Genomic DNA, 13191 nt, shown 5'->3' on the forward strand with positions numbered 1-13191 from the left:
AACCGTTCTCTCATCTTTCAAAGAAAAATCTTTGAGTGATTTGGCACCTTTTCACATATGTGATGGTTGCCGGGCTTCATAGGGCACTTCCCTCCGCCACTCTTTATAAGAGTTCGATATATTTAATAGTTTTTAATATAGTTGTTACTTTACCATGCTAGCAAAGTTCAGTCAATTGGTTTTTTTAACAATTCGTATAAAAATGGTACGGATTGAAATGCATAAACCTTCTCTATAACTTTTCCTCCATCGCTAACGAGTAAACAAGGTACACTTTCGATTTGAAAATCATAAGCTATTTGCTCTAAAAAATTAATATTTGCCTTACCTAATTTCAACTGTGGCAGTAACTGTTCTATGATATCCATCATTTTAGATGCAACTGCACAAGTTCCACACATCGGTGTATATAAATAAAAGGCAGTTTTTCCACCAGATTTTACAGCCGTTTCCCACTGCTCTTTTGACCATTCTTCCATTTTTCACGCAACCTTACAAAATATATTCATTATGGATGGAAAAATGCGCGCGCAATAAAATCATCGCAAGCACTTTCCTCGGTGTAGTTTCTACTTCTTTATAAGTAGGCATTGTCCGCAAATGCTCCGCCTCAGGATAATGTCTGTCCATTAATGCTCGTAGTTTATCTCCTGATGCATCTGCATCAAAAAATGTATATAGCTCACAGCCCTCATATGGGTCGAGTAATTCTTCTAATTGATGCACACCAATTGTACCATTCGTACAAAGTATTGTAACATCTTCACTCAAAATAGGTTCTATTTGAAGCTTATCCGAACGGCCTTCCACGATTAAACATTTCCCTTCGAACATCGCGCCACCCCCATTTAGACAGTTATTTACTACAACAATTCATCGCAATTACAGGATTCCACACGATGTATAGATCTACATGTTAACAATCATTTTCACATGTCGCTTCGCAATTTGGACAACATTTTATGGTGAGTCACTGTACTATCGTTTACTTGCAGAGTCAAGGCAACTAATACCTCGTGCTATATAATAAAAAACGCCGGTATGTATGCCGACGTTTTTCTATTATAGGCTTGTTTATTCTGCAATCATTTCTTCGTATTGTTCTGCAGTCATAAGGCTTTCAATTTCTGAAGCATCAGCAGGTTCTACAACGATCATCCATGCTTTTTCATATGGTGATTCGTTTACGAATTCAGGGCTATCTTCTAAATCTGCATTTACTTCAACTACAGTACCTGAAATGGGTGCGTATAATTCAGAAACAGTTTTTACTGATTCTACGCTTCCAAATGGATCATCTGTTTTAATTTCGTCGCCAACTTGTGGAAGCTCAACGAAAACGATATCTCCTAATTCAGATTGTGCGAAATGTGAAATACCGATACGTACTTTACCATCTTCTAATTTTACCCATTCGTGTTCTTCAGAGTAACGTAAGTCTTTAGGTGTGCTCATGCCAAAAACCCCTCCATAAATATGTAATATATTCACTTTCAGTGTGCCATATTTCTTTCATAAAAACAAGGATTAAAGCTGTTATTTCCACGCTTGTTCAAAATCTGATTCCTTAAAACCTAACGTTACTTTTTTTCCATCAGTAACAATTGGTCGCTTAATTAGCATACCGTCAGAAGCAAGTAGTGTGAGCTGTTCATCTTCCGGCATTTCCGCCAGTTTATCCTTCAACCCAAGTTCACGATATTTCATGCCAGATGTATTGAAAAATTTCTTCAGTGGCTGTCCGCTAGCTTGCCAATAACTTTTTATTTGCTCTTTCGTAGGTGGTTGTTCAACAATGTGTACCTCTTCGTATGAAACGCCATTGTCGTTTAACCACTTCTGTGCTTTTTTACAAGTTGTACATTTAGGGTAATGGATAAATTGAATCATATTTATAGGCTCCTCTGCTATCATTTCCTGTAGTATACCATCATAACTAGTATGAGCCAAAACGAAACATTTATTGGTTAATTTCATAATTGTTTATGTGCCTGACACTTTGGCATGGGCACTTAGCATAATGTCAGCTCCTATATCGTAAAAATCCATTGCGCTTTCCGCGGGCACAGTGTAAGCCGTAACCCTCGCTAGCGGGCGGTCTATTACGTCTTACATTCTGTGCTGTTCCCGCAGGAGTCTACGTGGATTTTTACTTAGTAGTCTTAAAATGCAAAGTTAGAATTGTTTGTGTGCCTGACACTTTGGCATGGGCACTTGGCATAATGTCAGCTCCTATATCGTAAAAATCCATTGCGCTTTCCGCGGGCACAGTGTAAGCCGTAACCCTCGCTAGCACGCGGCCTGTTTCGTCTTCCATTAATATCTACTAGCAAAATTCAGAATTGTTTGAGTGCCTGGCACCCACATAACAAAAGGCAACAAGAATGATTTTCTCGTTGCCTTTTGGCGACACTCTAATCTTAACTATCCTATAGCAAGTAACTAGGTCAAAGTTTATATTATACGATGAATTTTTCTGCTTCGATTAGTTTAACTGAAGCTTCACGCTTTTTAGCAATCAGGTTATAAGGATTGTTACGAGTCAGTTTACGTAATGCTGACAATGTCATACGTGCAGCATCTCCATCTGCTGAAGCAAGAATTGTATCCTTTGCCTCTTTCTCAATTTCTGCAAATGCTTCTTGGCAGAAGATTTGTGTGTAAAGTAGTTTTTGATGTGATTTTTCTGCACCTTCACGCGCAATTGCCTTTTCTGTACGTAAAACAGTAGACTCCATAGCAAATAATTGGTTGGCGATATTGGCAATGTTCACTAATACCTCTTGTTCTTGGTCAAGCTTCGCTCCGTAGCGTTGTGCTGCCATACCAGCTGCTAATACAGCAATTTTCTTAGCATTTTTCACAAGGTATTTTTCTTGTGCTAGTGGCTCTGTGCCTACATCTTCAGGCATTAGCATAAGAAGTTCTTGTTGTAAGTTTTGCGCGACCTGTAATAATGGCAATTCACCTTTTAACGCTTTTTTCATAAATGTACCTGGTACAATCATGCGGTTAATTTCATTCGTACCTTCGAAAATACGGTTAATTCGGGAATCGCGATAAATACGCTCCACTTCATATTCTGCCATGAAGCCATAGCCACCATGTAATTGCACCGCTTCATCTGCGATATAATCCAATGTTTCCGAACCAAACACTTTCGCAATCGAACACTCAATTGCATATTCAGCTATTGCATTTGCAATAACTTTCCCTTGCTTTTGTTCTTCAGGGCTTAACTGGCTTAAACGATCTTCAAATAAACCAACCGTACGATAATTTAATGACTCAGACGCATATAATTGAGACGCCATTGTCGATAGTTTTTCTTTCGTTAAGTTAAAATCAGAAAGCTTCGTTTTAAATTGTTGACGTTGGTTTGTATATTGAATAGCTAGCTCTAAAGCACGTTTTGAGCCACCGATTGTTCCTACACCTAATTTATAACGACCGATATTTAAAATGTTAAACGCAATGACGTGTCCACGACCTACTTCACCTAGTAGATTTTCAACAGGTACTTCTGCATCCTCAAGCACTAATGTACGAGTTGAAGAAGATTTGATACCCATTTTCTTTTCTTCTGGTCCTACAGAAACACCATTATAGGCACGTTCCACGATGAATGCTGAGAATTTATCGCCATCGATTTTTGCGTACACAACAAAGACATCAGCAAAACCAGCGTTCGTAATCCATTGTTTTTCACCGTTTAATACATAATGAGTACCAGCAGCATTTAGCTTTGCAGTCGTTTTGGCACCTAAAGCATCCGAACCTGAACCAGGCTCTGTTAATGCGTAAGCTGCAATTAATTCACCAGAAGCAAGCTTCGGTAAATACTTTTGCTTTTGATCTTCGTTCCCGAATAGCACGATTGGCAATGAACCAATCCCTACATGTGCACCATGTGTAATCGAGAAGCCTCCAGCTACTGACATTTTTTCAGCGATTAATGCAGAAGATACTTTATCTAAGCCAAGACCTTCGTATTCTTCTGGTACATCTGCAGCTAATAAACCAAGTTCACCAGCACTTTTCAGTAGACGTACTGAATGCTCGAACTCATGATGCTCCAAGTTTTCAACTACAGGTAATACCTCATTAGCAACATACTCTTCAGTAGTTTTGGCAATCATTTTATGCTCATCTGTAAAATCTTCTGGTGTAAATACGCGGTCCAATGCCACGTCCTCAATGATAAATCCGCCGCCTTTAATGATATCTGTTGTTTTTTCTGTCATGTTAAATTCCTCCTTATTTTTAGGTGCCAGGCACTCATACAATTCGCAATTCTCAAATAATTTCACATAACTTATAAAATCTCAAATACTCCAGCAGCGCCCATACCACCGCCGATACACATTGTAACCACACCATATTTTTTGCCTTGACGTTTCAGTTCATGAATTAATTTCAATGTTAAAATTGCACCTGTTGCGCCAAGCGGATGTCCTAATGCAATTGCACCACCATTAACGTTTACTTTCTCTTGGTCAATACCTAAATGACGAACCACCTGTAATGATTGAGATGCAAACGCTTCGTTAATTTCCCACAAATCAATATCTTGAATTGATAAACCTGCAATTTCAAGCGCTTTGGGAACTGCCACGATTGGGCCGATACCCATTACTTCTGGTGGAACTCCGCCAACCGCAAAGCCTAAAAACTTAGCCATCGGTGTCATTCCTTGCTTTTCTGCTTCCTCACGATCCATTACTAGAACTGCAGCTGCGCCATCAGAAGTTTGAGAAGCGTTACCTGCTGTAACACTTCCTTTTACATGGAATGCAGGACGAAGTTTAGCTAAGCCTTCAACTGATGTGCCCGGACGAACGCCCTCATCGACACTGAAGGTAAATTTTTTCACCTGTAGCTTATTATTGTTGTCCACATAATGTTGTTCCACCTCAATCGGAACAATCTCATCATTGAATTTACCTTCTTTAATTGCTTTTTCCGCAAGCATATGTGATCGTACAGCAAATGCATCTTGATCTTCACGACTCACATTGTACTGACGTGCTACTTCCTCTGCTGTATGCCCCATCCCCATATAGTATTGTGGTGCAGTTTCAGCTAATGTTGGATTTAAGCGTGGTGTATTTCCTACCATTGGCACCATACTCATCGATTCAACACCGCCAGCAAGAATAGCCTTTGAATGACCAAGCATAATACGTTCAGCTGCATATGCTATTGCCTGTAAACCTGATGAACAAAATCGATTAATTGTCAGTGCAGGTGTAGTATCTGGTAGCCCTGCAAGCGCTCCGATACTACGAGCTACATTCATCCCTTGCTCTGCTTCTGGCATTGCGCAACCTAAAATTAAGTCATCGACAGGACCTTCATAGCCCGCTCTTTTTAACGTTTCTTTGACAACTGCTGCCCCAAAATCATCCGGTCTTACTGTTGCTAATGAACCTTTTTTCGCTTTTCCAATAGGAGTTCGTGCTCCTGCTACAATAACGGCTTCACGCATCGTCTAAATCCCCCTTTGTTTCATGTGCAAACATTTTAGTCTAGTTAGTTACGAAGTGGTTTCCCTTTTAATAACATGTGTTGCATTCTTTGTTGAGATAGCGGATCTGCAACTAAGCTTAAGAATGCTTCACGCTCTAAGTTTAATAGGTATTGCTCATCTACTAATGTGCCATATGGAACTTTTCCACCTGCAATGACATACGCTAACTTCTTCGCAATTTTTAAATCATGTTCACTAATGAAACCTGATTCAAACATCCCTTGAGCACCGATTAGTAACGTACCGTAGCCCGATGCACCGACAACAGGAACTTTTGTTGGCACTGGTGGTTGATAGCCTGCATCATAAAGTGCCAAAGCAGCCTGTTTTGCATCATAAATTTGGTGATCTGCATTGACTGAAATACCATCTGCAAAATCTAGGAAGTTATTATCGCGCGCTTCCTCACCTGAAGTTGAAACTTTTGCCATCGCAATTGTTTCGAATACTTTATTAGCAATATTTTGATAGTCTATCTCAACGCCATTTGGTAAACCTTTTAAGAACTTTTGGTAAAGCGCTTTATTACCGCCACCCCCTGGAATTAGACCAACACCGACTTCTACTAAGCCCATATAAGTTTCCATCGTCGCTTGGATATGTGCAGCAGGTAAGCATACTTCTGCGCCCCCACCTAACGTCATCGCGAACGGTGCTGCCACAACAGGTTTGTTAGAATATTTTATTTTTTGCATAGCATCTTGGAATGCTTTAATGACAAAGTCTAGTTCGAAAATGTTATCATCCTGTGCTTCTACTAAAATCATTCCTAAGTTAGCACCGACACAGAAGTTTTTACCTTGGTTTCCGATTATCAAGCCTTTATAATTTGCTTCCACTTCATCTACTGCGTAGTTAATCATTTGAATAATATCTAAACCGATGGCATTAGATTGGGAATGGAACTCAAGTAGGGCAATTCCGTCACCTAAATCTATTAAGCTAGCACCTGTATTAGACTTAATAACACCATGTTTCTTTTTATAGCGCTTTAAGTTAATTTCTTTTTCATTAACAGGAACTTTTACGAATTGTGACCCGTTATAATACGCTACGTCACCTTCAAGTTCTGAATAGAATGAAGTAAAGCCCTTCTCTAACATGTCTTTTACAAATACAGGAACCTCGCGACCTTCCGCTTCCATTTTGGCAACGGATTCTGTAACACCGATGGCATCCCATATTTCAAATGGACCTTGTTGCCAACCGAAGCCCCATTTCATTGCATTATCTATTGCCACAATATCATCGGCAATTTCACCGTGCAGCTGTGCAGAGTAAATTAATGTCGGTGCAAAAATACCCCATAACAGCTCACCTGTACGATCTTTAGCATACGTTAATGCCTTAACTTTATTAGCTAATCCTCGCGTTTGCTTCGCCATTTCAATTGAAGGAGTTTGTAATTTTTTCACAGGGCTATAAGCTAATGTGTTTGGATCAATTTCTAAAATTCCCTTCCCTTGCTTCTGGAAGAAACCTTGCCCAGACTTAGCACCTAGCCAGCCGTTTGTAACCATTTTTTGCAAAAACTCCGGCACTGCAAATACTTGCTGTTCATCTCCTGACGTTTGGTCATATACGTTTTTTGCCACATGGATAAAAGTATCTAAGCCAACGACATCTAATGTACGGAAAGTAGCAGATTTTGGACGACCGATAAGTGGCCCCGTTACTGAATCTACTTCGCCAACTGAATAGCCGCCTTTCATCATTTCCTGTAAAGTAACGAGCAGTCCATATGTGCCTATGCGATTGGCAATGAAGTTCGGTGTATCTTTTGCTAGTACGACCCCTTTGCCAAGAATGTCCTCACCGAATTTTTTCATAAAGTCTACAACTTCCGGTGCAGTTGTCGTTGCAGGGATTACTTCAAGTAATTTTAAATAGCGTGGCGGATTGAAGAAATGCGTCCCTAAAAAATGTTTTTGGAAATCTTCTGAACGCCCTTCCGCCATTGCATTAATACTAATTCCTGATGTATTAGAACTAATAATTGTACCTGCAGAACGTACAGCATCAATTTTTTCATATAAGCTTTTTTTTATTGCTAGATTTTCAACAACAACTTCAATTACCCAATCTACATCTTTTAATTTGTCTAAATCGTCTTCAAAGTTCCCCACCGTTAGTAGCGATAAATTTTTCTTAGAAGTAAGTGGTGCTGGCTTTTGCTTCACTAACTTTTGAAGAGCACTATTCACAAAGCGATTTCTTACAGCTGGATGCTCTAAAGTTAAACCCTTTGCTTCCTCCTCTTTCGTTAGTTCTTTCGGTGCAATGTCTAATAATAATGTTGGAATACCGATGTTTGCTAAATGTGCTGCAATTCCAGAACCCATTACTCCAGAACCTAGAACAGCCGCTTTTTTAATGTTATAAGTCACAAGCAATTCCCCCTTATTCTCCCATTGAATGAATAGCCATTCATTTTTTGGCCAAAAAAAATCAAAATTTCGCTTTGGCGTTTTTTGCTTAGATTTTGACATTCACGTTGACCTTTTACAATGTATGCTAGCTAGTCGCAATCACTTACATTGTCGTAGATTTTTAGCTAAAAGATTTTAACTGATGTCATTTCATAATCTGTGACAAGCGCCAGAGACTTATCTTCAGTCAGTTGATATACAACTCAAATACAGCGTGAGAAAAGTCTTCCACTGAATGAAAATAAAACTACTTTTTCTGTTTTTAGTGTAGATTATTTTGTCTAAATTAGCAATCTTTTTTCTTCATTTATTTTTGCAATATACAACTTTTTTTGTTTTTTACGAGCGAAAACAGGACAATAAGTAGAGTCTATATATCCCAAACAGATAACTTTCAGGATGAAGAGAAAATGTGTAAAATGGTTAGCAAGGAGAGTGAACTACTAATGAAAACAATAACTACTGCAGAACAATTTAATGAGCTTATCTCTGGTGAGCAAAAAGTGCTTGTGAAATTTTATGCTGGATGGTGCCCTGATTGCACACGCATGAATATGTTTATCGATCCAATTATTGAAGAGTACAATCAATTTGATTGGTACGAGCTTAACCGCGACGAGCTTCCTGAAATCGCAGATAAATACGATGTAATGGGTATTCCAAGCTTATTAATTTTCCAAAACGGTGAAAAATTAGCACACTTACATAGTGCTAACGCTAAAACACCTCAGCAAGTTACTGAGTTTTTAGCTGCTCAACAATAAATAGATAGTACTGGTTAATTGTAGCGAAGGCGGTGACTCCAGCAGGAAAAGCACAAAATGTATGACGCAGCAAACTACGCGATCGCGAGGGTTGCGTTCATGCAGTGTGTCCGTGGAAAGCGCCTGTCATGGCGAACATCAACTGTCTCAGCAAAAAAGTGTTAGATTGTTTGCAAACAATCTAACACTTTTTCTCTTTTGTCCCAGCTTGATTCATTATATAAAGAAGGATTCCACGTAATTATGTGTGAAAGCACCTAAGACTTACATATAAAAAGTTCTTTTTCGAAGGGAGATTTTTATGAAACAGTATTTGCCGATACACGGAATATCACAATACGAAACATCCATTGCACCTAAATATCGTAATTCTGCCTGTGGGCCAACAACAATCCATGTCATTCTGCACTACTATAATCCGACAGCCCCATCGGTTAACGAACTTTATGAACTACTCGGTGGCACAAAAATTGGCTTGTTTAAATGGCGTTTAATTCATAACCTTCGGAAACTGTTACCGACATGGGAAATACGCAACTGTACGTTAAAAGAGGCGCTGCAGGAAATAGATGCAGGACGCCCCGTTGCAATGCGCTTTGACCGTTATTTTAGCCTGCAATGGTTTGATAAAAAATCTACCTTTGTTTATCATTGGGTACCACTCATTGGCTATGACGTGCAAGACGGTGAGCTATTGTTAATTTTCCATGATAATGGTGGCAAAAATCGCGCCAGCCAAATTCGTACTGCTCTATTTCAAAATAATGAAAAAGTGTTAAGCTTCGTTAAAGTTGCACCTAAATAAGGGAATACAATGAACGTGCCTGCTTTGCAATAAGTGAAAAGCCACGTTCTTCTATCGCTTTAAATGTTTGTTGCTCATAGTTTGGCACTACTAATTGAGCAATATCTGCTTCTATCGGTACATTCGTTTGAATTGTTGCTAGTTCGTGTGATAACTTCAGCATGTCAAGATTGTCTTTAATTTTCGTACGTTGACCAGGCTTTAATTCCTCCAAGGAAGAAATAACATTGTCAATAGAGCCGTACATTTGAATAAGTGTCAGCGCCTGTTTTGGACCAATCCCTTTAACTCCTGGATAGCCATCACTTGTATCACCCATAAAAGCCTTTACTTGTGCAAATTGAATCGGTTCTATACCATATTCTTCCTTAAATCGAGAATGTGTATAAAGGTCATACTCTGTATAACCTTTTTTCGTAAACGCTATTTGCGTTGTAGGTGTCAACAATTGCAATAAATCCTTATCGCCACTAATAACCGTGATATCGGCTTCGTCTTGCCATTTGGTAATCATTGAGCCGATTAAATCATCAGCCTCCATACCGACAACACCGAAATTTTGCCACCCAATATGTTGAGATAAGTTTTTAGCCATATCAAATTGAGGAAGCATTTCCTCTGGCGGTGCTGGGCGATTAGCCTTATAGCCATCATATAATTCATTTCGGAATGTTTGTGAACCCATATCCCAACAAATAGCTAAATGTGTTGGTTGCATAATAGATTGTGCCGTCAAAACATGGCGGACAAACCCTTGCGCACCATTAGAAGGTGTGCCGTCCTCTAAGCGTATAAAATGCCCCATTGCAGCTGAAGCAAAAAAAGAACGAAATAACAATGCCATGCCATCAACAATGAGCAATTTTGGTTTTATAGTCATGATGAAAAATCCTCTCTAATCCATTATTCTAGCGTTTAGTCATTATCTAAAGAATAATAAGCATTTTTCTATTATAGCAAACTATCGACTTAATATAAGTGCCAGGCACTCAAACAATTTACCTTGCCGGTCATGTATTTTTTCTCTTTACTCACAGAAAAACCCGGACGCTACTGAGGAAACTGCATAAGTTGAAAGTGCCAGGCACTCAAACAATTAGGGTTGCGGCTTACGTTTTGCCCGCAAAAAAGCGCCCGTTCGTAGCGGAAATCAACGGCAATATTTATTTTTATTTATACAAATAACAGACTATGGAGTAGCCCCATAGCCTGCCTTTTCTTTCCTCGATATGCGATTGCGGTGATCCAATTGAATGCCCGTTAGCCACTGCAAAAATGCCGTAACGCCCGTTTTCACCGTTTCTATACGAAGTTCATTGTGTTTTGGATCAGCGTAAATAAAATCAATATGACGTACGCCCTCATTTTCGCCAATAAGCTTTAAAATATCAAATAATTCATAGGCTGTTAACCCACCAGGTGTGGCCGCAGGTACATCAGGCGCAAATGTAATATCCAGTGCGTCTAAATCAACGGACACATAAATTCTGTCTACTTCATGCATAAGCTGACGCAGCATTTCACGAATAGTCAACTGTATACCATCGCGTCGCATCTGCTTTAACGTAATCATATGCATTCCTTGCTCACGTGCATAATAAATCATTTCAGGCGAATTAAAAAAGCCATGCAAGCCGACATTATAAATATGCTTTCCCTCTACAACGCCTGATGCAATGAGTTGATGAATTGGCGAGTTCAACGCTAATCCAATTTCTTCTTGATTTCTTGCATCTAAATGTGTATCAAGCTGAATAATGCCTATGCGCTCTTTCGGAAAAGCACTTTTAATCCCCCTTAATGAACAAGCAGTAATCGCATGATCTCCACCAATAAGGCATGTGAAGCTTTTTTGATAGGCAATACTTAAGTTTTCCGCTGCCGCCTCTATTGCCGATTCCGAAAGCATCCGATTATTCGGATCTATGGCTACATCACCAATATCAACAATTGCTAGTGCACGTAAATCAACTTGTTCGTCTAAATTATAAGATTGAAAACTGGACCATGCCTTGCGAAAAGCATTAGGATACTGTGCTTTTTTGGATGGATCATTTGCATATGATAATAATGCTCCATACACAATAATATCCACATCATTTGCATGTGGATTTTGTTTTTGCTTAATCCACTGATGCATACTTGAGCCATTTTCTTGTTTCCACTGCCATTCAGGTTGGATGAACATTTTAACCGACCACCTTCACGCCTTTTTTCCAAACTTTTTTCACATGATTCACACCAAAAATATAATGTAGCTTTTGATGATTATGGACATCCCAAAGAACTAAATCAGCTTGCTTTCCTACTTCGATGGAACCTACACGATCTTCAATTTGCAATGCACAAGCAGCATTATATGTAGCAGCACATAAGCTTTCTGCTGGTGTCATTTTCATGGTGATACATGCCAGATTCATTACAAGTGGAAGCGAAATGGTTGGAGAGGATCCAGGATTACAATCAGTCGAAATGGCTACAGGTACACCTGCGTCAATTATGTCTCTAGCACGTGCCGGTTTTTCTCCTAAATACAATGCTGTCGCAGGTAATAAACATGCAATAACACCTGATTTAGCAAGCTCTTCAATGCCTTCGTCCGAAACTTTTAATAAATGCTCGGCAGAAATAGCTCCTACTTTTGCCGCAACATGCGCACCTTTATTTTCTTCAATTTCATCGGCATGTATTTTAGGGGTGAGCCCTTGCGCCTTGCCTGCCAATAAAATACGTTCTGATTGCTCCGGTGTAAAGACATCGACCTCACAAAATACATCAATAAATTTTGCCAGATTTTCTTGAACAACTGCAGGAATCATTTCATCAATCACTAAATCAACAAACTGCTCTGGGTTCTCTCGATATTCTTCCGGTACTGCATGTGCTCCCATAAAGGTTGGCACAATGTCCATTGGGTGCTTTTTTTGTAGGCGCTGCATGACACGTAGTTGCTTTAACTCATTTTCTAAATCTAGTCCGTAGCCACTTTTACTTTCTAATGTTGTGACACCATGCTGTAAAAATAAGTCCAAGCGTCTCGTCGTTTGATTGAAAATATGTTCTTCTGTCAATGTACGCATTTTTCGAGTTGTTGCATGAATGCCTCCCCCAGCATTCATAATGTCCATATAGCTTGCACCTTCTAAACGCATCTCAAATTCATGCTCGCGACTTCCGCCAAAAACAACATGTGTATGAGGATCAATCAATCCCGGCGTCACAATTTTTCCCGTTGCATCTACAATCTCTGCTTCCTGTGCACGGGGTAAATATTTCAGTATCATGTCACGAGTCGTACCAAGATCTTGAATAGTACCATCTTCAATCCAGACGCTTCCACCTTCAATAATTCCGAGCTCCCGCATTTCTTCACGTACACGAGGTCCCTTCTTGTCACTTGCAACTGTCACTAATTGAGAAATATTTTGAATCCAAATCGGCCTTTGTTGCTTTTCCATCATCCCTAACTCCCCTTTGTTATGTAGAAAGCTACTTCTTTCCTTCTGCTTGTTCTATATAGGGCAAACACCCTAAAATTCTAAATTAACACGAAGTAACTTACATCTTCGTCACGCTCAGGTAATTTCCCTCTTATTCTCTTAAAAATTCTACAAAACAGAACCTCATTTAAGTAGAAGACGAATGCTGAAGCAACTAAAATAA

The 13191-nt window shown here is 39.4% G+C and carries 13 protein-coding genes and 1 riboswitch; of the genes, 2 read left to right on the plus strand and 11 right to left on the minus strand.

The window, feature by feature from the left end; translation table 11 throughout:
* Positions 1-7: 7 nt before the first annotated feature.
* Positions 8-112, minus strand: a riboswitch (SAM riboswitch).
* 55 nt (positions 113-167) lie between these two features.
* The 8 genes from ACQKNX_RS22140 to ACQKNX_RS22175 form a co-directional block, all read right to left on the minus strand.
* Positions 168-479, minus strand: a complete 312-nt coding sequence (locus ACQKNX_RS22140) for a thioredoxin family protein (protein ID WP_427430704.1) — start codon at positions 477-479, stop codon at positions 168-170.
* Positions 480-492: 13 nt separating this feature from the next.
* Positions 493-834: a hypothetical protein gene (locus tag ACQKNX_RS22145; protein ID WP_401012717.1), complete on the minus strand. Its 342-nt coding sequence runs from the start codon at positions 832-834 to the stop codon at positions 493-495.
* A 240-nt stretch (positions 835-1074) separates the two neighbouring features.
* Entirely contained in the window at positions 1075-1455 is a 381-nt protein-coding gene (gene gcvH, locus ACQKNX_RS22150) for a glycine cleavage system protein GcvH (RefSeq protein WP_340822679.1), read from the minus strand.
* Positions 1456-1536: 81 nt separating this feature from the next.
* Complete coding sequence (locus ACQKNX_RS22155) at positions 1537-1890, minus strand: arsenate reductase family protein (protein WP_340822678.1); 354 nt, start codon at positions 1888-1890, stop codon at positions 1537-1539.
* A gap of 259 nt (positions 1891-2149) precedes the next feature.
* Positions 2150-2317 (minus strand): hypothetical protein, encoded by a 168-nt coding sequence (locus ACQKNX_RS22160; RefSeq protein WP_427430705.1) that lies wholly within the window; start codon positions 2315-2317, stop codon positions 2150-2152.
* A 142-nt stretch (positions 2318-2459) separates the two neighbouring features.
* On the minus strand, positions 2460-4244 hold the full coding sequence (locus ACQKNX_RS22165; protein WP_427430706.1) for an acyl-CoA dehydrogenase family protein: 1785 nt from the start codon (positions 4242-4244) through the stop codon (positions 2460-2462).
* A gap of 71 nt (positions 4245-4315) precedes the next feature.
* Positions 4316-5488, minus strand: a complete 1173-nt coding sequence (locus tag ACQKNX_RS22170; protein WP_340822676.1) for an acetyl-CoA C-acetyltransferase — start codon at positions 5486-5488, stop codon at positions 4316-4318.
* Positions 5489-5532: 44 nt separating this feature from the next.
* Entirely contained in the window at positions 5533-7917 is a 2385-nt protein-coding gene (locus tag ACQKNX_RS22175; RefSeq protein ID WP_427430707.1) for a 3-hydroxyacyl-CoA dehydrogenase/enoyl-CoA hydratase family protein, read from the minus strand.
* Between the two features lie 461 nt (positions 7918-8378).
* Between ACQKNX_RS22175 and ACQKNX_RS22180 the strand changes: the two genes are divergently transcribed.
* Positions 8379-8723 carry a thioredoxin family protein gene (locus ACQKNX_RS22180; RefSeq protein WP_340826431.1) on the plus strand — a complete coding sequence of 115 codons (345 nt, stop codon included), beginning with the start codon at positions 8379-8381 and terminating at the stop codon, positions 8721-8723.
* A 301-nt stretch (positions 8724-9024) separates the two neighbouring features.
* The gene (locus ACQKNX_RS22185; protein ID WP_427430708.1) at positions 9025-9528 is read left to right on the plus strand and encodes a C39 family peptidase; all 504 of its coding nucleotides are present in this window, start codon (positions 9025-9027) and stop codon (positions 9526-9528) included.
* On the opposite strand, the gene ACQKNX_RS22190 is transcribed toward ACQKNX_RS22185, so the two are convergent.
* From ACQKNX_RS22190 to hutI, 3 genes are all read right to left on the minus strand, one after another.
* The gene (locus tag ACQKNX_RS22190; RefSeq protein ID WP_427430709.1) at positions 9521-10408 is read right to left on the minus strand and encodes a 5'-3' exonuclease; all 888 of its coding nucleotides are present in this window, start codon (positions 10406-10408) and stop codon (positions 9521-9523) included. The two genes, ACQKNX_RS22185 and ACQKNX_RS22190, sit on opposite strands and share 8 nt — an antisense overlap.
* A gap of 309 nt (positions 10409-10717) precedes the next feature.
* Complete coding sequence (locus ACQKNX_RS22195; RefSeq protein WP_427430710.1) at positions 10718-11716, minus strand: agmatinase family protein; 999 nt, start codon at positions 11714-11716, stop codon at positions 10718-10720.
* A gap of 1 nt (position 11717) precedes the next feature.
* Positions 11718-12986, minus strand: a complete 1269-nt coding sequence (gene hutI, locus ACQKNX_RS22200) for an imidazolonepropionase (protein WP_427430756.1) — start codon at positions 12984-12986, stop codon at positions 11718-11720.
* Positions 12987-13191 lie beyond the last annotated feature (205 nt).

The sequence above is a fragment of the Lysinibacillus sp. NPDC093712 genome, from assembly GCF_050280025.1.
Classification (GTDB): domain Bacteria; phylum Bacillota; class Bacilli; order Bacillales_A; family Planococcaceae; genus Lysinibacillus.

Excerpts from the sequence above, each read along its gene's own strand:
- ACQKNX_RS22140 (WP_427430704.1), bottom strand. The coding sequence starts at position 479 with ATGGAAGAATGGTCAAAAGAGCAGTGGGAAACGGCTGTAAAATCTGGT.
- ACQKNX_RS22145 (WP_401012717.1), bottom strand. The coding sequence starts at position 834 with ATGTTCGAAGGGAAATGTTTAATCGTGGAAGGCCGTTCGGATAAGCTT.
- gcvH (WP_340822679.1), bottom strand. The coding sequence starts at position 1,455 with ATGAGCACACCTAAAGACTTACGTTACTCTGAAGAACACGAATGGGTA.
- ACQKNX_RS22155 (WP_340822678.1), bottom strand. The coding sequence starts at position 1,890 with ATGATTCAATTTATCCATTACCCTAAATGTACAACTTGTAAAAAAGCA.
- ACQKNX_RS22160 (WP_427430705.1), bottom strand. The coding sequence starts at position 2,317 with ATGGAAGACGAAACAGGCCGCGTGCTAGCGAGGGTTACGGCTTACACT.
- ACQKNX_RS22165 (WP_427430706.1), bottom strand. The coding sequence starts at position 4,244 with ATGACAGAAAAAACAACAGATATCATTAAAGGCGGCGGATTTATCATT.
- ACQKNX_RS22170 (WP_340822676.1), bottom strand. The coding sequence starts at position 5,488 with ATGCGTGAAGCCGTTATTGTAGCAGGAGCACGAACTCCTATTGGAAAA.
- ACQKNX_RS22180 (WP_340826431.1), top strand. The coding sequence starts at position 8,379 with ATGGTTAGCAAGGAGAGTGAACTACTAATGAAAACAATAACTACTGCA.
- ACQKNX_RS22185 (WP_427430708.1), top strand. The coding sequence starts at position 9,025 with ATGAAACAGTATTTGCCGATACACGGAATATCACAATACGAAACATCC.
- ACQKNX_RS22190 (WP_427430709.1), bottom strand. The coding sequence starts at position 10,408 with ATGACTATAAAACCAAAATTGCTCATTGTTGATGGCATGGCATTGTTA.
- ACQKNX_RS22195 (WP_427430710.1), bottom strand. The coding sequence starts at position 11,716 with ATGTTCATCCAACCTGAATGGCAGTGGAAACAAGAAAATGGCTCAAGT.
- hutI (WP_427430756.1), bottom strand. The coding sequence starts at position 12,986 with ATGGAAAAGCAACAAAGGCCGATTTGGATTCAAAATATTTCTCAATTA.